Genomic DNA, 17,912 nt, shown 5'->3' with positions numbered 1-17,912 from the left:
TCCGGTCAGGGCGCCCGCGCGGGCGCCCCGATCCCAGGCTAGGGCCGCGGGGACGCGCCGGGTCGGAAAACGTCAGTGCGGGCTGGTTGCCGCGCGGTCACCGACCTCCGACACCGACAGTTGACGCAGCGGGGTGGCCTGGCTGGTCGCCCTGGTCGTGGTCGGTGAGGTCGCGCAGGTGCCGGATGGGGGAGAGCAGCAGCACCACCGGCGCGCAGACCAGTGTCGCCGCGAAGACGAACAGGGTGGCGCGGGCACCCAGCGGCCCGGCCAGCGCGCCGGCGACCAGCCCGCCCACCGGGATCGCACCCCAGGACACGAACCGCACGGTCGCCATCACCCGGGAGAGCAGGTCGGGAGGGCTGGCGATCTGCCGGTAGGTTCGGGTGGTCACGCTGAGCACCACCGTCCCGAGGGAGAAGACGGTGCTGCCGGCGGCGAAGGCGGCGTACGCCAGCCACCCGGTGCCCCAGGGGATCAGGAACGCGCCGACGACAGTGGTGAATCCGGCGGCGACCAGGGCGCGGGCGGTGCCGATCCGTGTGGTGATTCGGGTGGTGAGCGCCGCCCCGACCAGCGCACCGACCCCCTCGACGGCGAGCAGGACCCCGACCAGGCCGACCGGAGCGTGCAGCTCGCGGACCAGGTAGAGCGGGAACAACGCGAACTGCGCGCCGCAGACGAAGTTCATCGCCGACGCGGCCCACATGCTCGGTCCCATCACCGGGTGGTACGCGACGTAGCACCAGCCCGCACGGATCAGCTCACCGATCGGCGGCCAACGGTCTGGCGCGTCGACGCGGGTGGCGGGCAGGGTGCGCAGCAGGGCCGCCGAGACGAGGTAGCTGGCCGAGTCGACGAGCAGGGTGGGCACCGCGCCGAGTGCCTGCACGGCGAGCCCACCGAGGGACGGGCCGCTGAGCAGGGTGACGGCATGGGTGGCCGAGGTGAGGCTGTTGCGGGACTGCAGCTGCTCCCGTTCGACGATGCTGGGCAAGAAGGTCGAGTTGGCCACGTCGAAGAGCACATTGGCGAAACTGACCACGAGCGCGGTGACCACCAGGTGGGCGACGGTGAGGTGGCCCCACCACCAGGCGAGTGGGATGGAGGCGACGGCAACGGCGCGGGCCAGGTCGGCGCCCACCTGGGCGCCACGCAGCGGCAGGCGCTGCACGATGACACCGGCGGGCAGCCCGATCACGATCCAGGCGACGTAGCTGGCCGCGGCGATCACGCCGAGCTGAAACGCGGAGGCGTCCAGGACGGTGAGCGCGGTCAGCGGCAGCGCCACCGCGCCGACCGCCGACCCGACCATGCTGGTCGTGCCGGCGGTCCACCAGCGCCAGAACACCCCGGCCCGTTCGTCGACGTGCATGTCGCCGTCCCCCGTTCGCCAAGCCAGTGCGTTCCAAATTGAAACGGACTATAGTCGGACGGGACCAATGGAGGTAGCCGGTGCGGCGAGAGGATCTTGCTGATGCGGACTGCGGCATCGCGCAGGCGCTCGGCGTACTGGGGGACTGGTGGACGTTCCTCATCGTCCGTGACGTCGCCGGCGGGACGACCCGCTTCGACGCGCTGCAACGTGAGCTGGGCGTCAGCCGTCGGGCGCTGACCGAGCGCCTCGGCGCGCTGGTAGAGCACGGCGTCCTGGAGCGCCGGGCGTACTCACGGCACCCGCCGCGCTACGACTACCTGCTCACCGGCAAGGGCGAAGGGCTGCTGCCGGTGCTGATCGCCCTACAAGACTGGGGGACGAGGCATCTGATGGGTGACGGTGAGCTGACCGCGACGGCCGACGCCGGGTCTGCCGAGGCTCGCCGGGCGCACGATCTGATCGGGCGGCGGTTGCCCGAGGCCGTGTTGCCGGGCCCCGACGGTCAGCCGGTGTCGGTGGCCGCGACGGGCGCCTGGAGCGTCCTCTATCTCTTCCCCGGGGCGTACGCGCCGGGAACGCAGGACTATCCGCCGGCCTGGTCGGAGATCCCCGGTGCCCGGGGCTGCACCCTCGAGTCGACCACCTACGCCAAGCGGCACCCGGACTTCCAGGCCGCCGGGGTGCGGGTGTACGGGATCAGCACGCAACGCCCGGACCAGCTCGCCGACTTCGCCGCGTACGCCGGACTGCCGTTTCCCCTGCTGTCCGACCAGGACGGCCGGTTGGCCGCCGGGCTGCTGCTGCCCGTCTTCCGCGCCGGTGGGATGACCCGGTTCAAGCGGCTGACGCTGCTGGTCGACCCGCAGGCGGTGGTCCGAGCCGTGCAGTTCCCGGTCTCCGACCCAGCGGGGTCGGTGGACGAGATGCTCACCCTGGTCCGCGCGCACCAGGTGTGAGCCCTCCGCTTGGGTAGCTGTCCCAGGCAGTCCCGCCGCGCCCCCGAGGTTGGCCCTCAGTCGGTTGCCGCGTGCCGCAGTGCGGCGAGCAATCCGTCGAGCGCCGGCTGGCCCAGCGATGTCTGCCGCACCGCCGCCTGGATCGCCCGTACGGGTTCCGGGTTGCGGATCTTGCGCATCACGACGCCGGGGTGCCGGTTGGCCAGCCCTAACTCCGGAATCAGACTGACGCCCAGGCCTGCGGCGACAAAGCCCTGCGCGGTGGCGTAATCCTCGCTCCGCGCCACCACGTTCGGCTGGAAGCCGGCCGCAGCGCAGCCGTCGAGGATGACATCGAGGCAAGGGCCGGGACACTCGCTGCCGACCCACGGCTCATCAGCCAGATCGATCAGGTCGACGACCCGCTTCGAGGCGAGCCGGTGCCCCTTGGGTAGGGCGGCGCGATAGGGGTCGTCGAGCAGGTGGACCAGGTGGACGCCCTCCGGTGGCCGATCCGCGGATCTGACCACGATGGCCAGGTCGATCCGGCCCTGCGTCACCGCCGGCAGCGGGTCGGCGGGGTCGGTCATCCTGAGGTCGACCCGGACGCCCGGGTACGCCTGCCGGAGCCGAGCGAGCGCGGGTGCCATCAGGGTGGCTCCGGCGGTGGCAAAGTAGCCGATCGCCAGCCGCCCGGTACGCCCGGCCCGCAGATCGGCCAGCGCCGTCTCCGCCTCGGCCAGTTGCTTGCCGATGATGGCCGCGTGTTCGGTGAGCAGCCGTCCGGCAGCCGTCGGCCGTACGCCCCGGCCGACGCGCTCCAACAGCGCGATCCCGGCCTCCTTCTCGAGCGCCGCCACCTGCTGGCTGACCGCGGACGGGGTGTACCCGAGATCCGCCGCCGCTGCGGTCACCGAGCCCGTGGCAACCACCGCGCGGAGGACCTGCATGCGGCGTACGTCAATCATGTAGCTGAGCTTAACGGTCTCTGAAGAACCTTTCACTTGTCCTGTCGAGTCCACTCCGGCAGCGTTCATGTCGATTCGACCGGGAGGCAAGAAGTGAGCGTTGGCGGACGTGGCGCGTTGGGACGGATGGCCGTGCTCGCGCTGCTGTGGGGCTCCGGCTTTCTCTGGATCAAGCTGGCCCTGAACAACGGTCTGACCCCCCTGCAGATCACCTTCGCGCGCTCCGCGCTCGGCGCGGCGGTCCTGCTGGGCCTGGCCTGGTCCGCACGCCAGCGAGTGCCCCGGGACCGGACGACCTGGTGCCATCTCGTCGTGGCCGCCTTCTTCTGCAACGCCCTGCCGTTCTTCCTCTTCAGCCTCGGCGAGCAGACCGTCGACTCCGGGCTGGCCGGCGTGCTGAACGCGACCACGCCGCTGTGGTCTCTGCTGATCGGCATCGGGATCGGGGCAGAACGTGGCCTGGGCCCGGTCCGCCTGGGCGGGCTGCTGCTCGGCTTCGCCGGTACCTTGCTGATCTTCGCCCCCTGGCATGCGGCCGGGCTGCTGAGCTGGCGCACTCTTGCCCTACTCGGCGCGGCGGCGAGCTACGCCGTCGCCTTCGCCTACATGGCCCGAAAGCTCACCGGGAGGGGCACCGCCCCGATCGCCCTCGCCGCGGCCCAGCTTCTCACCGCCACCGCGCTGAGCGCGCTGGCCTTGCCAGCCGGCGGGATGGCACCGCCGGAATTCAATCCGAAGGCCGTGATCGCGGTCGCCCTTCTCGGCATCCTCAGCACCGGATTCACCTTCTACCTCAGTTACCGGCTGATCGCGGACGAGGGGGCGACCAGCGCCGCCACCGTCGGGTACCTGCTGCCGGTCGTCTCAGTGGCGCTGGGGGCGATCGTGCTCGATGAGCAAATCGGTCTGCGCGTCATCGCGGGGATGGTCGTCGTGTTCCTCGGTGTCGCGATGACCCGGCGACAGCAGCCGCCGCGATCGGTCAGCAAGGATGCCGCGACACCCGTCACCCATACCGCCCCCACCAGCAAGGCCGCTGCCGGATGACGGCGGTGCCGCGAACCCAACCACCGGATGAACGGATCATGCAACCCAACTCCCCGTGGCGAAACTCCGACTTCCGCGCCCTGTTCACCGCGACGAGCCTCAGCCAACTCGGCACCAACGTCGGGTACGTCGCCGTCCCGCTCATCGCCGTGTCTGCCCTCGACGCCCGTCCCGGCCAGGTCGGGGCACTGGCCACCCTGAGCACCGCCGCCTTCCTCCTCATCGGTCTTCCCGCCGGGGCCTGGGTGGACCGGATGCGCCATCGGCGCGTACTGATCACCGCTGACCTGGCCCGAGCCGCGCTGTTCGCCCTCATCCCGCTGGCCTGGTGGTGGGACGCCCTCACGCTCTGGCAGTTGTATCTGGTCGTCTTGTTGAACGGCTGCGCCACCGTCTTCAGCGATGTCGGCGCGCAGAGCGTGTTGCCGCGAGTCGTCGGCCGTGACGGCCTGGTCCAGGCGAACGCCGCCGTGGTGAGCCTGATAGCGGTCGGCAACATAGCCGGGCGGGGCGCGGGCGGGGCGCTGGTCCAGCTACTCAGCGCGCCCGTGGCGGTGGCGTGCGCGGCCGTGGGCTACCTGGCCTCGGCCCTTCGGCTCACCGCCATTCGCCGTACCCCGGCGTCGGCCGGGACGGGGCAAGCGACCCGGTTGAGCACACAGATCGCCGAAGGGCTGCAGCACGTCTTCAACAACCCGGAACTACGGGCCCTCGCGCTCACCGCAACCCTGTCCAACCTCGGCTCGCAGATCATCAATACCATGCTTCCGGTGCTGTTCATCCGGGAACTCGGCCTCCCGGCCGGCGCGCTGGGCCTGTTCTGGGCGGTGGGCGGGGCCGGCCTGCTGCTGGGATCCCGCTGCGCTCGCCCCATCGCCGGACGGCTCGGCTACGGCCGCGCGCTCGGTCTCGTCGGCCTGTGCCTGGCGCCCGCCGGACTGCTCGTACCGCTCATCGACCGGGGCCCCTGGTTATGGCTCGCCGGGACCGGATGGCTGCTTGCCCTGTTCAAGACGGGCATGGACAACGTACTCGGCGTCAGCCTGCGACAGCGGATGACACCGGACTCCCTCCTCGGCCGGATGAACGCCACCTTCCGCTTCCTGCTCACCGGCGCACTCGCGATCGGCGCCGCCGTGGCCGGACTGATCGGCGAGTTGGCCACCGCGCACGCCACGCTCTGGGTAGGTGGTGCCGTGCTGACGGTGGCCTTCCTGCCCGTGTTTCTCTCGCCCCTTCGCACCCGCCGCGACTTGCCAGAATCGCCGGCGGGCAAGGACGACGACGGCGCCGATCAGCGAACCGGGTCCCTGGCGCTGGCCGGTGCGAACCGTCCGGTGGCTGAAGCGCCGGGTCTGTTGTAAGGGCCACCATCGCCGAACACTGACCGCGCCATGATCAAGTAATTGGCGAGCTGGGACAGCAACCCAAGCGCGGGGCCGGTTTTGGGAAGGGCCTCCTGTTGACGTACGTACGTCAACAAGAGGCCCTTCCCAAACCCTTACCGTCAGGCCGGGAGCGTCCAGCGCTGGTTGGCGCCGGCGAAGCAGTCCCAGATCTGCAACCGGGTGCCGTCGGCGGAGCTGTTGTCGCTGGCGTCGAGGCACTTGTTCGACTGCGGGTTGCGCAGCGTGCCGTTGGACTGCGCCTGCCAGACCTGCGCGCCGCTGCCGTTGCAGTCCCAGAGTTGGACCTTCGCGCCGTTGGCGGTGGAGCCGCTGGTGATGTCGGCGCACTTGCCGAGGGCGCGCAGCGTGCTGTCGCTGGCCACGGTCCAGGTCTGCGCGTTGGTGCCGTTGCAGCCCCAGAGTTGGACGGCGGCGCCGTTGGCGGTGCTCGCCGAGGCCACGTCGACGCACTTGCCGGCGATCCCGGTGATCTGGCCGGTGCGACCGGTCGGCGGCGGGGTGGTGCCGCCCATGATGGTGTCGTACATGGCGCTGAGCAGTGAGGTCGAGCCGCTGGTGTCCTGCGACAGCTCCCAGTTCATCACGCCGCCGGCGTTGGCCAGCGCCCACTGCGTCTTGCGCTTGACGGTCGGAATGCCGTTCCAGCACTGCTGGCTGCCGCCGATGGTGGCGCAGTCCCGGTTGGCGTTCGCCGGGTCGAGTCCGACCAGGTACGAGTAGTTGTAGTAGACGGGGCGGCTGTAGAACGGGATGCCGAGGACGGCCTTGCTGGCCGGCAGACCACGGGCCTTCCACAGGTTGATGCTGTTGATCGACCAGTCGTAGTTGGCGTGTGGGCTGCCGCCGTCGTACGCCATGATGTTGAGCCAGTCGACCTGGTTGAACACGGCCGTCTGGACGCCCTGGACGCTGCCACCCTCGGAGACCACGGCGGCGGTGAGCAGCTTGCCGCGACTGTGCAGGGCGCTGCTGAGCTGCGTCATGAGCGCCGTGTAGTTGTTGGCCGAGGCGCCCGGGTCGGGGTACTCCCAGTCCATGTCGACGCCGTCGAGGTTGTACTGGTTGACGAAGTTGATCAGGTTGTTGACGAAGTTGGTGCGGCTGGTGGCATTGGCGGCGAGCGTCTCGAAGGCCGAGTCGTTGCCGTCGTTCCAGCCGCCGACGGCGATGGAGACCTTGACGTTGTTGGCGTGCCCCTGCGAGACCAGCGAGGACAGCCGGGCCCCGTCCACCCCTTGCAGCGTGCCGTTGCTGTTGGGCAGGACGAAGGCGTAGTTGATGTGGGTGAGCTTGTTGTACTGGATGGTGTTGATGTTGCCGGCCCAGGAGGGCATGTAGCCGACGCTCTTGAAGTTGTTCGGCAGCACCACGGCCTGCGCGGCGGTGGGAATGACGGTGAGGGTGGCGCCGGCCGTGGCCAGCGCGAGCAGGCCGGCGGCGAGGGCGCGGCGCAGTGGTGAGGACATCGGGGGCCTTCCCGTGGGCGGGGGACGACACCCGCCCGCGCAGGGTTGTCGCGGGCGGGGGGTGCGGGGACGCAGGGACGGGTGGGCCTCGAGGCAGCCAAATCTTAAAGAGTGTTAACTGTCGGAGTCAATCAACATCGATGGATTTCCGGCGAGTCGGTGTCAATATGGGGTTTGCCCAAACGACCGTTAAGCTGACGGGGTGGGAATCGACGAGCTGTATCCGCCGGATCGGCTGATCGCCGCGCAGCGCGCGACGGCCGCCGCCGGCCTGGACGCCCTGCTGCTCACGCCCGGCTCCGACCTGCGGTATCTGACCGGGTACGACGCCCACGCGGGGGAGCGGCTGACCTGCCTGGTGCTGCCCGCCGAGGGCGAGCCGACCCTCGTCGTGCCCCGACTCGAACGCCCGGCCGCCGAGGCGTCCCCAGCCCCGGCGACCGGCGTGCGCATCGTCGACCACGTCGACGGCAGCGACCCGTACCCCCTGGTCGTCGCCGCGCTCGACGGCCCGGTCGCGGCGGTCGGGCTCGCCGACCGGATGTGGGCCGAGCAGGTCCTCGGCCTGCGCACGGCGCTGCCCGGCGCCGCGCAACGGCTCGCCGGGGAGGTGCTGCGTGAGTTGCGGATCCGCAAGTCCCCGGCCGAGGTCGCGGCACTCGCCGAGGCCGGCGCGGCGATCGACGAGGTGCACCTGCGGATGGGCGAGTGGCTGCGGCCCGGTCGCACCGAGGCCGAGGTCGCCACCGACATCGCCGCGGCGATCCGCGCCGCCGGGCACGTCACCGTCGACTTCGTCATCGTGGCGGCTGGGCCCAACGGAGCCAGCCCGCACCACGGCACTTCCGACCGGCCGATCGGCGTCGGCGAGCCGGTGGTGGTCGACATCGGCGGCACGATGGCGTCGGGCTACCGCTCGGACTGCACCCGTACCTACCTGGCGGGTGGAGCAGCGCCGGCCGACTTCCTGGACTACTACGCGGTGCTGCGCGACGCCCAGCGCGCCGCCGTCGAGGCGGTGCGGCCCGGAATCACCGCCGCGGCGGCCGACGCCGCGGCCCGCGCGCCGATCGCCGCCGCCGGCTACGGTCCCGCGTTCCTGCACCGCACCGGCCACGGCATCGGTCTGGACGGGCACGAGGAGCCGTACCTGGTGGCCGGCAACGACCGGCCCCTCGGCGCCGGCATGGCGTTCTCCATCGAACCGGGCATCTACCTGGCGGGCCGGCACGGCGCCCGCATCGAGGACATCGTCGTCTGCACAACGGACGGCGTGCAACGGCTCAACACCACCCCCACGGAGCTCATCGCGCTATGACTGTCGACCGGATCCTCCCCACCGACGAGGCCCACGACCTGCTGGGTCTCGCCACCGAGCTCGCCGATGGCGAGCTCGCGCCGAAGGCCGCGGCCTTCGAGGAACGCGCCGAGTTCCCCCGCGAGGTGCTGCGCACGCTGGGCCGCGCCGGCCTGCTCGGCCTGCCCTACCCCGAGGAGTACGGCGGCGCGGCGCAGCCGTACGAGGTGTACCTCCAGGTGCTGGAGATCCTGGCCAGCCGCTGGCTCGCGGTCGCCGAGGCGGTCAGCGTGCACACCCTGTCCTGCTACCCGGTGGCGGCGTTCGGCAGCGACGAGCAGCGCAAGCTCCTGCCGGACATGCTCGGTGGCGAGTTGCTGGGCGCGTACTGCCTCTCCGAGCCGCAGGGTGGCTCGGACGCGGCGGCGCTGACCACCCGGGCGGATCGCGACGGCGACGCGTACCTGGTCTCCGGTACCAAGGCGTGGATCACCCACGCCCGCACGGCCGACTTCTACAACGTCTTCTGCCGCACCGGCGGGCCCGGTCCGAAGGGGATCTCCTGCCTGCTCGCCGACGCGGGCACGGCCGGCATCACCCCGCAGGCGGCCGAGCGGACGATGGGGCTGCGCGCCTCCCCGGTGGCGCAGATCGCCTTCGACGACGCGCGGGTGCCGGCCGACCGGTTGATCGGCGGCGAGGGGATGGGCTTCACCATCGCCATGTCCGCGCTGGACTCCGGCCGGCTGGGCATCGCGGCGTGCGCGGTCGGGTTGGCCCAGGCCGCCCTGGACTACGCGGTCTCCTACGCCCGGGAGCGGCAGCAGTTCGGGCGCTCCATCATCGACTTCCAGGGTCTGGGGTTCCTCCTCGCCGACGCGGCCACCCAGATCTCCGCCGCCCGCGCGCTGACCCTGGCGGCGGCCCGGCTGCGCGACGCCGGCCGCCCGTACGCGATCGAGGCGGCCAAGGCGAAGCTCTTCGCCACCGACATGGCGATGCGGGTGACCACCGACGCGGTGCAGGTGCTCGGCGGCGCGGGTTATGTGGCCGACCACCCGGTGGAGCGGTACATGCGTGAGGCGAAGGTGTTGCAGATCGTGGAGGGCACCAACCAGATCCAGCGGATGGTGATCTCCCGGGCGCTGGCCAAGGACTGACGAGGCGTACGTGGTGGTGGGGCTGCGGTGGGCGCGTCACGGCCCACCGCGGCCCGTCACTCGGGTACCTCGTCGCCGTGCGACGGTTTTACCGGTAGGTTGCACGCCGTGGAGGAGATCGACCGCGCTATCGTCGCCGCGCTGACCGCCGACGGCCGTCTGTCGTACACCGACCTGGCCGAGCGGGTGGGGCTGTCGGTGTCCGCCGTGCACCAGCGGGTCCGCCGGCTGGAGCAGCGCGGGGTGATCAAGGGGTACGCCGCCCGGGTGTCGTTCGAGGCGCTGGACCTGCCGCTGACCGCGTTCGTGGCGATCCGGCCGTTCGATCCGTCGCAGCCGGACGACGCCCCGGAGCGGCTGGCCCACCTGCCGGAGATCGACTCCTGCTACTCGGTGGCGGGGGAGGACTTCTACCTGCTGCTGGTGCGGGTGGCCAGCCCCACCGACCTGGAGCGGGTGCTCCAGGAGATCCGTACCTCGGCGAACGTCACGACCCGCACGACAGTGGTGTTGTCCACGCCGTACGAGAACCGGCCACCGAAGATCAGCGCGGTGGCACCGAGTCGGTCGCGGTCCCGGGCGCCGGAGGAGCCGGCTGGTTCCACCGCAGGATGACCTGCCGGCCGTGTTCGTGACCGAGCGCGCTGACCGTGGCGGTTTCCAGGCGTAGCCGCCCACCGGCGGACGGGGGCAGGCCGATCCAACGGGCACCGAGCACCCGCAGGCTGTGCGCGTGCCCGACCAGCGCGACGGTGCCGCGGTCGAGCAGCGGGGTGACGCGGGCCAGCACCCGGTCGAGCCGTTCGCCCACCTGCGCGGGGGACTCCCCGCCGGGGCAGCCGTCGGTCCAGATGTTCCAGTGCGGATCGTCGTCGTGGATGTCGACGGTGGTGCGGCCCTCGTACTCGCCGTAGTTCCACTCGCTGAGGTCGTCGTCCACGCCGTCGACGGTGAGCCCGGCCAGCTGCGCGGTGCGCAGCGCCCGGGCACGGGGGCTGGCCAGCACGGTGACGAAGCGCCGGCCGGCCAGGAACGCGGCCAGGGTGCGGGCCTGTCGCTCGCCGTCGGGGGTCAGCTCCAGATCGGTGTACGAGGTGTGCCGCAGGCTGGCGCTCCAGGTGGTCTCGCCGTGCCGGATCAGCAGGAGCTCTCCCATTCGGTCAGTTAACCATCGTGGGGCGGCGCCGACAGGCGACCCTCCCACTACCTATCTTCCTAGGATGCCTTAGCGGGTGTGCCGACCGGCACCGCCGGTTTCGGCACCGGGAGACCGGGCAAGCGAGCCAGGACAACCGCCAGACCGAGGAGGCGCGATGAGCTTCACCGAGAAGGCAAAGAACAAGGTTGAGCAGATGGCCGGCGCCGCGAGGGAGCGCGTCGGCGACATGACCGACAACGAGCGGATGCGTGGCGAGGGCGCCAGCCAGCAGAGCGACGCGCGCGCCAAGCAGGCCGGTCAGAACGTCAAGGACGCTGGTCGCAACGTGAAGGACTCCTTCACGAAGTGACCTGAGCGGTCCACGGGTCCCCGGGCGACGGTGCGCCCGGGGACCCGTCGTGCCGCCCCTGCCCTTGCCCTCTGCGCCGCGATCTTGCACTTACTGTTCCGACGTAAGGGATATCCAACCGATGACGACAGCGGAAAGTGCAAGATCGACGGGTTGGGCTTGAGCGCGCGGGACAGTGAGGCACTTTCGCGTCTGCGATGATCTGCGGCGTGATCCGACCCCGGCTTCGCCCATTGTGGTGTGGCGTACTGGTTGCGGCGGCCGTTGCCGGCAGTGTCGCGTGCACGGCGTCCCGGGTGCCCCCGCCGGAGCAGCCGGTCTTCGTCGGCTCGTCCGCCTCCCCGGCCGCGCCGTCGGCCAGCGCGTCGCAGGCGGTCCCGACGCCGACGGTTGCGGCTGTCCCGGGCGCGACGGGGGTGGTGAGCAGGGCGCCGGTGGTGGATCACGGTCCGCGCATCGGTGCCAAGGTCGCGCTGACCTTCGACGCGGACATGACCGACGGGATGCTGGCCAGCCTGCGGGCCGGCCGGGTGAAGTCGTACGCGAACCTGCGCATCCTCGACCTGCTCGAGCGCGAGCAGGTGCCGGCGACGTTCTTCCTGACCGGCAAGTGGGTGCAGCGGTATCCAGACGTGACCCGGCGGATCGCCGGCAACCCGCGCTTCGAGTTGGCCAACCACACCTACGGGCACGCGGCGTTCACCGCCGACTGTTACGACCTGCCGCGGCTACCGGTGGACGAGCTGGCCGGCGATGTGGCGAAGACGTTCGAGGTGATCGCGCCGTACGGGGGTCGGCAGACCCGGTACTTCCGGTTTCCGGGGTTGTGCCACGATGCGGCGGCGTTGGACGCGTTGGCGCCGCTGGGTGTGACGGTGGTCGACGGGGACGTGGTCAGCGGCGATCCGTTCGCGACGGCGTGGAAGCCGTTGGTGCGGGCGGTGTTGGACCACGTTCGCCCCGGGTCGGTGGTGATCATGCATGTGACCGAGGCGAACGCGGCGATGACGGATGAGGCGTTGCCGCACATTCTGGCCGGGTTGCGGGAGCGAGGGCTGGTGCCGGCGCCGTTGTCCGAGGTGCTGGCCGGCGGCTGAGGCTCAGCTCTCCTGCACGTCGTCGACGGTCAGGACGATCTTTCCGCGGCGGGATCCGTGCTCGGCCGTCTGGTGCGCGTCGGCCGCCTTCTCAAGCGGGTAGGTCGCTTCGATCGGCACCCTGAACCGGCCCTCGGTGAACAGTTCGGCTGCGGCGGGCAGGCCGTGGCGGCCGTCGGGTTCGCCGGCCAGTTGCCCCATGGACAGTCGGACGCCGTGGGTGGGGGCGGTGAAGTCGGCCAGGGTGAGCACCGCTGTCGGGTTGCCGGTGAGGTGGAGCAGTTCGGGCAGGGACCCGGCGCCGGCGACGTCGAGGGCGCGGTCGATCCGGGTCACGCCCAGGGCGTCGAGGCGGTTGGTGAGGTCGGGGCCGTAGGTGACCGGTGTCGTCCCGAGCTGGCGGAGGAAATCGTGGTTGTCGGCGCGGGCGGTGCCGATGACGTGGACGCCGCGGGCGGCGGCGAGTTGGACGGCGGTGCTGCCGACGCCGCCGGCGGCGCCATCGACGAGGAGCGTCATGCCGGGCCGTAGGTCCAGCAGGTCGAGGGCCCGGGTGGCGGTCTCGATGCTGGCGCCCGCCTGGGCCCACGGCATGGTGGTGGGTTTGTGCGCCCAGAGCTGTAGTACCGCGAACTGTGCGCTCGCACCGCCGAGTCTGGCCAGCTCGACGATGCCGAAGACGTGGTCGCCGAGGGTCACGCCGTCGGCGTCGTCGCCGATCTCGTCGACGACGCCGGCCGCGTCGACGCCGGGGATGTGTGGCAACGGCAGTCGGGCGCTCATCGGGGTGCGGCCGGAGCGGAGGCCGACGTCGACGGGGGAGACGCCGGCGGCCTGGACGCGGATGCGGATCTGGCCGGCTCGGGGCTGTGGCGCGTCGGTGGTGCCGAGGTGGAGTACCTCGGGACCACCGAACCGGTCGTACTGCACGGCGAACATCAGGGCTCCTCTGCCTGGGGAGACGGGGTGATGGTCGTACCGTAGGCCGGAAACGGAGCAGCTGTTCCGCTGTGGGGTGAAGTGAGAGGGAGGCCGGTCGGAGATGTCTCAGATGCAGCGTGCCGATGCCCGGTTCAACCGTGATCGGGTGGTGGCGGCGGCACGGGAGGCGTTCGCGTCGGCGGGGCTCGAGGTGCCCATGCGGGAGGTGGCGCGACGGGCGGGGGTGGGTGTGGCGACCCTGTACCGGCACTTCCCGACGCGTACGGAGTTGGTCGCGACGGTGCTGGCCGAGCGGGTGGACGACTGCGGTGTGCGGATGCGCCGCGCGCTCGACGACCCGGACCCGTGGCGGGCGTTGTCCGGCGTGGTGCGCGAGTTCGCCGAGCGGCAGATCCATGACCGGGCGCTCAACGAGGCGTTGTTGGGGCCGGGTGAGGTGAGTGCGGCGTTTCAGCGGGAGCGGCGGGAGCACGCGCAGGCGTTGAACGTGCTGGTCGGGCGGGCCCGTGCGGCGGGTGTGCTGCGTGACGGGGTCGGCGTGGACGACGTCCGGGCCGGTCTGCTGGCCATCGCGTCGCTTCGGCGGTTGCCGGTGGCGACGAGTGCCCGGGTGATCGGTCAGGTCGCCGATCTGGTGCTCGCCGGTATCAGTGCCTGACTGGTGTGGGCTGTCGGCGGGGCGTACTGGTTCAGTTCGCGGACGGGCGGCAGGAGACGTTCGATCTCGTGGTGGGCGAGGTTGAGCTGGCCCGGGCAATCAGGGCCTTTGCGCTCGTTCCGCTTCGAGGGATGTTCTCTCGTCGTCACCGCGGCGGGTGGACCGCCGGGTGTCGGTCACCAGCATCAGCACCAGGATGGCGATGGTGGTGACGAGCTGGACGGTCACCGGAAGAGTGACGCCGATGGCGACGGTGGCCAGCGCCGCCACCGCGGCGACGAGTCGGGCCAGGGGGATAGGCACGCGTAGGGCGCGGCGCACGGCGGCGATGCCGACCAGGTAGAGCGCGACGCCGCCGCCGAGGGCCAGGGCGGCGCCAGTGGTGGCCGGCTCGTCAGGTCGGGCGACGGCGGCATGCAGACCGGCGACCGTCGAGATGACGCCGAGCAGCAGCAGGAAGTGGGGGAACACGTAGGTACGGGCGGCCATCTGGCTGCGGGCGGCGGGTGCTGCGGCGGCCAGGGCGGCCGTGGCGGGTCGGGTGTCGGTGAAGTAGGTCCACCAGAGGGCGACGGGTACGGCGAGGGCGAGCACGATCGCGGCGGCCGTTGCGGCGGTGAGCTCGTCGGCGGGTACGCCCATGCCGATGGTGACGACGGATTCGCCGAGGGCGACGATGACGAGCAGTCCGTGTCGTTCGACGAAGTGCGCGGGGCGCAGGTGGAAGGCGTCGGGAACGCCGGTCCAGGACAGGCGGGGGAGCAGGTAGGGCAGGACGGACTGGGTGAACACGGCGGCGGCCCAGAGGGCGGGTACGGCGGGGCCGGTGAACGCGGCGGCAACGAGGACGAGGAGCGCGGCTCCGAGGTTGTAGGGGGCGAGTCGCAGTGCGCCGCTGCGGGCGTTGGTGTGCAGGAACAGGATGAGGTGGACGGCGACGACGGTGAGGTAGCCGGCGGCGAAGAGCGCGCCGCTGCCGGTGAGAGCGTCGGGTAGGGCGACGGCGCTGAGCAGGAAGCCGGCCATGCCGGCGAAGAGCAGCAGTCTGGTGGCGTTCTGTCGGGGTGGCAGGTGGTTGTTGAGCCAGGCGTAGCCGGTGTAGAGGTACCAGAGCAGGCCGAGGATCAGGGCGCTGCGGCCGAATCCAGCCCAGTTGAGGTGGGTTTCGAGGGCGTGGGCCAGTTGGGTGACGGTGAGGACGAACACGACGTCGAAGAAGACTTCGTCGAGTGTGACCCGGTCGCCGGTGCCCGTGCCTGGGGCGGGCCGCGGGTGTCTCATGGTGGTGGACGCTAGCCGTCGGCGGTGTGTGGCGTTCCGGGGTTGGTGATTCTCCGAAGGTGCGGTGGGTGGCAGTCGGTCGCGAGTCTGCCGGTGACGGGTTACGACGAAGCCCCCGGAGGGGAGGACTCCGGGGGCTTCGTCGTGGGTGGGTCAGTCGTTGCGGTGGTCGGCCCACCACTGCTGGCCGTCGGCGGGGAGGGTGTCGATCGGGTCGTAGTAGGCGTAGCGCTTGTTGAGCGCCTCCAGGTCGGCGGATTCGATGGAGGTGCGGTAGTTCTTCGTCCAGTAGGAGATGCCGCGCTCACGGTCGTAGTCGGTGAGCATGTGCACCCAGCGCTTACCGACGAAGGGGACGTCGCAGACGATGCGGGGGGTGGCGTAGCCGGGGAGGTAGCCCATGATGTCGTGCTGGAGTTGCTGGGCGTGCCAGACCGGGACTCGCCAGTGTTCGGCGTTGGGGATCATGTCGCACATGTAGAAGTAGTACGGCAGGATCCCGGCTTCGCCTTGGAGGGCGAAGCAGAGGTCGAGCAGTTCCGGGGTGGTGGCGTTGACGCCGCGCATGAGAACGCCCTGGTTGCGGACGTCGCGAACGCCGACGTCGAGGGCGGTCTGGGCGGCCTTGGCGACCAGTGGGGTGAGCGACTGGGCGTGGTTGACGTGGGTGTGGATGGCGAGGTTGACGCCGCGGCGGGCGGCGGTGCGGGCGACTCGCTCCAGGCCCTCGACGACGTCGGGTTGCAGCCAGTGTTGGGGTAGGCCCATGAGGGCTTTGGTGGCGAGCCGGATGTCGCGGACCGTCTCCAGTTCCAGCAGGCGCATGAGGTACGACTCGAGGTTGCGCCAGGGGACGTTGGCCACGTCGCCGCCGGAGACGACCACGTCGCGGACGCCGGGGTGGGCCTTGAGGTAGGCGATGTGGGCGTCGTAGCGGTCGACGGGCTTGAGGGTGAGTTTGAGTTTGTCGACGGCGGGGGTGGAGTTGCCGACGAGGTCCATGCGGGTGCAGTGCCCGCAGTACTGGGGGCAGGTGGAGAGCAGTTCGGCGAGGACCTTGGTGGGGTAGCGGTGGGTGAGCCCTTCGGCGACCCACATGTCGTGCTCGTGGAGGCTGTCGCGGCTGGCGTAGGGGTGTGAGGGCCAGTCGGTGCGCCGGTCGGAGGCGACCGGGATCATGTAGCGGCGGATGGGGTCGGCGAGCAGCGCCTCGGTGGTGAGGGTCGCGAACGGCACCATCGTGTTGATCATTTGTGGTGGCACCAGCATGGACATGGTGGCCAGGGCCAACTGGTCGGCCTCGAGGTCGGCGTAGAAGGTCTCGTCGATCAGGTCACCGAAGACGGCGCGGAGTTGCTTGATGTTCTTGACGCAGTTGACGCGCTGCCACTGGGCGGATTCCCACTGGTCGCGGGTGACGTGGCGCCAGCCGGGGAACCGGGTCCAGTCGGGTTCGACCAGGGGGCGGCGGTGGTACTCGTAGGGCTGCCCGGCGGTCGGTACGGCGACCGGGGCGTGACGGGGTTGAGGGATGGTCTCAACCGGTTGGGTCTGGGTCACGGCCCCTCCTCGGTGTTACGGCTGATCATCGAAGCCCGAAGGCTACTGGAAAATATTCGGTACAGAAACTAGTCTGCCGTAAGTTTTCCCGTTACGCGAGCCTTGACCGGGGCTTCGGACGGCTGGCAGGGGGAGGTTGGCGTGACGTCACCGGTGGGACTGCACCGCGTCGTGCAACCGGCGGGGGTGCTGCCGCAGGCGGCTTGGCGCCTGGACACGTCGGCGGCGATCGCGCCGAACGAGGTGCGGATCCGGGTGCAGCGGCTCAACCTGGACGCGGCGAGCTTCCGGCAGTTGTCGGAGAAGCACGGCGGCAACGGTGACGCGGTCCGCGCCGAGGTGCTGGAGATCATCGCGACCCGGGGGAAGATGCAGAACCCGGTGACCGGGTCGGGCGGGATGCTGATCGGCACTGTCGAGGAGGCCGGTCGGCGGTCCCCGCTGGGGCTCAGGGCGGGGGAGCGGGTCGCCAGCCTGGTGTCGTTGACGTTGACGCCCCTGGTGATCACCGATGGGTTGGCCCGTTGGGACGGGCGCAGCGAGCAGGTGCCCTGTGACGGGTGGGCGATCCTGTTCGCGCGCTCCATCGCCGCGGTGCTGCCCGACGACGAGGACCCGCAGTTGTCCCTCGCCGTGCTGGACGTGTGCGGGGCGCCCGCGCTGACCGCCCGGGTGGTGTCGCGCTACGTCGAGGACCGTCGGCGTACCGGTGATCCGACGCCGGTGCGGGTTGCGGTGATCGGTGGGGCCGGTAAGAGCGGGTCGCTGTCGCTCGCGGCGGCGCGACGGGCGGGCGCCGCGCGTACCGTCGGGGTGGTGCCGGTGGCGGCGGAGCGCGACGCGCTGACGGCCGCCGGTCTGGCGTCGGTGGTGGCGTTGGCCGACGCGCGCGACCCGGTGGGGTTGTCCACGGCGGTGACGACCGCGCTGGGTGCGCCGGCGGACGTGACGGTGGTATGCGTGGACGTGCCGGGGTGTGAGCACGGGGCGGTGCTGGCCACCGCGGACGGCGGCACGGTGATCTTCTTCTCGATGGCGACGAGCTTCTCCGCGGCCGCGTTGGGCGCGGAGGGGTTGGCGGCGGACGTGACGATGCTGGTGGGCAACGGGTACGTGCCGGGGCACGCGGAGTTGGCGTTGGGGCTGCTGCGGGCCGAGCCGGGGGTGCGTCAGCTGTTCGCGGCGCGGGTCGCGGCAGACTGAGGT

The 17,912-nt window shown here is 71.0% G+C and carries 17 protein-coding genes; 10 read left to right on the top strand and 7 right to left on the bottom strand.

What is annotated here, in order from left to right:
* Positions 1-97 precede the first annotated feature (97 nt).
* Complete coding sequence (locus ACQRWP_RS11405) at positions 98-1,375, bottom strand: MFS transporter (RefSeq protein ID WP_430502199.1); 1,278 nt, start codon at positions 1,373-1,375, stop codon at positions 98-100.
* An 80-nt stretch (positions 1,376-1,455) separates the two neighbouring features.
* On the opposite strand from ACQRWP_RS11405, the gene ACQRWP_RS11400 reads away from it, so the two are divergent.
* The gene (locus ACQRWP_RS11400) at positions 1,456-2,334 is read left to right on the top strand and encodes a winged helix-turn-helix transcriptional regulator (protein ID WP_430502198.1); all 879 of its coding nucleotides are present in this window, start codon (positions 1,456-1,458) and stop codon (positions 2,332-2,334) included.
* 56 nt (positions 2,335-2,390) lie between these two features.
* On the opposite strand, the gene ACQRWP_RS11395 is transcribed toward ACQRWP_RS11400, so the two are convergent.
* Positions 2,391-3,281: a LysR family transcriptional regulator gene (locus ACQRWP_RS11395; RefSeq protein ID WP_430502197.1), complete on the bottom strand. Its 891-nt coding sequence runs from the start codon at positions 3,279-3,281 to the stop codon at positions 2,391-2,393.
* Between the two features lie 126 nt (positions 3,282-3,407).
* Between ACQRWP_RS11395 and ACQRWP_RS11390 the strand changes: the two genes are divergently transcribed.
* Both ACQRWP_RS11390 and ACQRWP_RS11385 read left to right on the top strand, forming a co-directional pair.
* Positions 3,408-4,328 (top strand): DMT family transporter, encoded by a 921-nt coding sequence (locus ACQRWP_RS11390; protein ID WP_430502196.1) that lies wholly within the window; start codon positions 3,408-3,410, stop codon positions 4,326-4,328.
* Positions 4,329-4,366: 38 nt separating this feature from the next.
* On the top strand, positions 4,367-5,692 hold the full coding sequence (locus ACQRWP_RS11385) for an MFS transporter (protein ID WP_430502195.1): 1,326 nt from the start codon (positions 4,367-4,369) through the stop codon (positions 5,690-5,692).
* Between the two features lie 143 nt (positions 5,693-5,835).
* On the opposite strand, the gene ACQRWP_RS11380 is transcribed toward ACQRWP_RS11385, so the two are convergent.
* Positions 5,836-7,203, bottom strand: a complete 1,368-nt coding sequence (locus ACQRWP_RS11380; protein ID WP_210785775.1) for a glycosyl hydrolase family 18 protein — start codon at positions 7,201-7,203, stop codon at positions 5,836-5,838.
* A gap of 202 nt (positions 7,204-7,405) precedes the next feature.
* Between ACQRWP_RS11380 and ACQRWP_RS11375 the strand changes: the two genes are divergently transcribed.
* The 3 genes from ACQRWP_RS11375 to ACQRWP_RS11365 all read left to right on the top strand — a co-directional run bounded on the left by ACQRWP_RS11375 (position 7,406) and on the right by ACQRWP_RS11365 (position 10,275).
* Positions 7,406-8,521 (top strand): M24 family metallopeptidase, encoded by a 1,116-nt coding sequence (locus ACQRWP_RS11375; RefSeq protein WP_430502194.1) that lies wholly within the window; start codon positions 7,406-7,408, stop codon positions 8,519-8,521.
* Complete coding sequence (locus tag ACQRWP_RS11370) at positions 8,518-9,660, top strand: acyl-CoA dehydrogenase family protein (protein WP_430502193.1); 1,143 nt, start codon at positions 8,518-8,520, stop codon at positions 9,658-9,660. Before ACQRWP_RS11375 ends, ACQRWP_RS11370 begins: the two co-directional genes overlap by 4 nt.
* Before the next feature lie 108 nt (positions 9,661-9,768).
* Positions 9,769-10,275: an Lrp/AsnC family transcriptional regulator gene (locus ACQRWP_RS11365; RefSeq protein WP_430502192.1), complete on the top strand. Its 507-nt coding sequence runs from the start codon at positions 9,769-9,771 to the stop codon at positions 10,273-10,275.
* Here ACQRWP_RS11365 and ACQRWP_RS11360 read toward each other — a convergent pair.
* On the bottom strand, positions 10,205-10,816 hold the full coding sequence (locus ACQRWP_RS11360; RefSeq protein ID WP_430502191.1) for a histidine phosphatase family protein: 612 nt from the start codon (positions 10,814-10,816) through the stop codon (positions 10,205-10,207). The genes ACQRWP_RS11365 and ACQRWP_RS11360 overlap by 71 nt on opposite strands.
* 157 nt (positions 10,817-10,973) lie before the next feature.
* Here ACQRWP_RS11360 and ACQRWP_RS11355 point away from each other — a divergent pair, with 157 nt between their 5' ends.
* Together ACQRWP_RS11355 and ACQRWP_RS11350 are read left to right on the top strand one after the other, a co-directional pair.
* Positions 10,974-11,168, top strand: coding sequence for a CsbD family protein (locus ACQRWP_RS11355; RefSeq protein WP_088989634.1), 195 nt, complete (start codon positions 10,974-10,976; stop codon positions 11,166-11,168).
* A 296-nt stretch (positions 11,169-11,464) separates the two neighbouring features.
* On the top strand, positions 11,465-12,265 hold the full coding sequence (locus tag ACQRWP_RS11350) for a polysaccharide deacetylase family protein (protein ID WP_430502190.1): 801 nt from the start codon (positions 11,465-11,467) through the stop codon (positions 12,263-12,265).
* Positions 12,266-12,268: 3 nt separating this feature from the next.
* Here ACQRWP_RS11350 and ACQRWP_RS11345 read toward each other — a convergent pair whose 3' ends face one another.
* Positions 12,269-13,204: an NADP-dependent oxidoreductase gene (locus ACQRWP_RS11345; protein WP_430502189.1), complete on the bottom strand. Its 936-nt coding sequence runs from the start codon at positions 13,202-13,204 to the stop codon at positions 12,269-12,271.
* Positions 13,205-13,307: 103 nt separating this feature from the next.
* On the opposite strand from ACQRWP_RS11345, the gene ACQRWP_RS11340 reads away from it, so the two are divergent.
* Entirely contained in the window at positions 13,308-13,865 is a 558-nt protein-coding gene (locus ACQRWP_RS11340; protein ID WP_430502188.1) for a TetR/AcrR family transcriptional regulator, read from the top strand.
* Between the two features lie 99 nt (positions 13,866-13,964).
* Here ACQRWP_RS11340 and ACQRWP_RS11335 read toward each other — a convergent pair whose 3' ends face one another.
* A complete protein-coding gene (locus tag ACQRWP_RS11335) occupies positions 13,965-15,146 on the bottom strand; it encodes a low temperature requirement protein A (protein ID WP_430502187.1) in 1,182 nt (393 codons plus the stop codon).
* 153 nt (positions 15,147-15,299) lie between these two features.
* Positions 15,300-16,706: a KamA family radical SAM protein gene (locus ACQRWP_RS11330; RefSeq protein ID WP_430502186.1), complete on the bottom strand. Its 1,407-nt coding sequence runs from the start codon at positions 16,704-16,706 to the stop codon at positions 15,300-15,302.
* A 153-nt stretch (positions 16,707-16,859) separates the two neighbouring features.
* Here ACQRWP_RS11330 and ACQRWP_RS11325 point away from each other — a divergent pair, with 153 nt between their 5' ends.
* A complete protein-coding gene (locus tag ACQRWP_RS11325) occupies positions 16,860-17,909 on the top strand; it encodes a zinc-binding alcohol dehydrogenase (RefSeq protein WP_430503185.1) in 1,050 nt (349 codons plus the stop codon).
* Positions 17,910-17,912 lie beyond the last annotated feature (3 nt).

Source organism: Micromonospora trifolii (assembly GCF_050516465.1).
GTDB classification, from domain to species: domain Bacteria; phylum Actinomycetota; class Actinomycetes; order Mycobacteriales; family Micromonosporaceae; genus Micromonospora; species Micromonospora trifolii.
The sequence above is the reverse complement of the archived record's forward strand: the minus strand, read 5'-3'. Positions and strand labels throughout refer to the sequence as shown.

What these genes read in the sequence shown, in the direction of transcription:
- ACQRWP_RS11390 (WP_430502196.1), top strand. Translation starts at nt 3,408, where the DNA reads ATGGCCGTGCTCGCGCTGCTGTGGGGCTCCGGCTTTCTCTGGATCAAG.
- ACQRWP_RS11360 (WP_430502191.1), bottom strand. Translation starts at nt 10,816, where the DNA reads ATGGGAGAGCTCCTGCTGATCCGGCACGGCGAGACCACCTGGAGCGCC.
- ACQRWP_RS11355 (WP_088989634.1), top strand. Translation starts at nt 10,974, where the DNA reads ATGAGCTTCACCGAGAAGGCAAAGAACAAGGTTGAGCAGATGGCCGGC.
- ACQRWP_RS11380 (WP_210785775.1), bottom strand. Translation starts at nt 7,203, where the DNA reads ATGTCCTCACCACTGCGCCGCGCCCTCGCCGCCGGCCTGCTCGCGCTG.
- ACQRWP_RS11370 (WP_430502193.1), top strand. Translation starts at nt 8,518, where the DNA reads ATGACTGTCGACCGGATCCTCCCCACCGACGAGGCCCACGACCTGCTG.
- ACQRWP_RS11335 (WP_430502187.1), bottom strand. Translation starts at nt 15,146, where the DNA reads ATGAGACACCCGCGGCCCGCCCCAGGCACGGGCACCGGCGACCGGGTC.
- ACQRWP_RS11405 (WP_430502199.1), bottom strand. Translation starts at nt 1,375, where the DNA reads ATGCACGTCGACGAACGGGCCGGGGTGTTCTGGCGCTGGTGGACCGCC.
- ACQRWP_RS11385 (WP_430502195.1), top strand. Translation starts at nt 4,367, where the DNA reads ATGCAACCCAACTCCCCGTGGCGAAACTCCGACTTCCGCGCCCTGTTC.
- ACQRWP_RS11340 (WP_430502188.1), top strand. Translation starts at nt 13,308, where the DNA reads ATGTCTCAGATGCAGCGTGCCGATGCCCGGTTCAACCGTGATCGGGTG.
- ACQRWP_RS11345 (WP_430502189.1), bottom strand. Translation starts at nt 13,204, where the DNA reads ATGTTCGCCGTGCAGTACGACCGGTTCGGTGGTCCCGAGGTACTCCAC.
- ACQRWP_RS11395 (WP_430502197.1), bottom strand. Translation starts at nt 3,281, where the DNA reads ATGATTGACGTACGCCGCATGCAGGTCCTCCGCGCGGTGGTTGCCACG.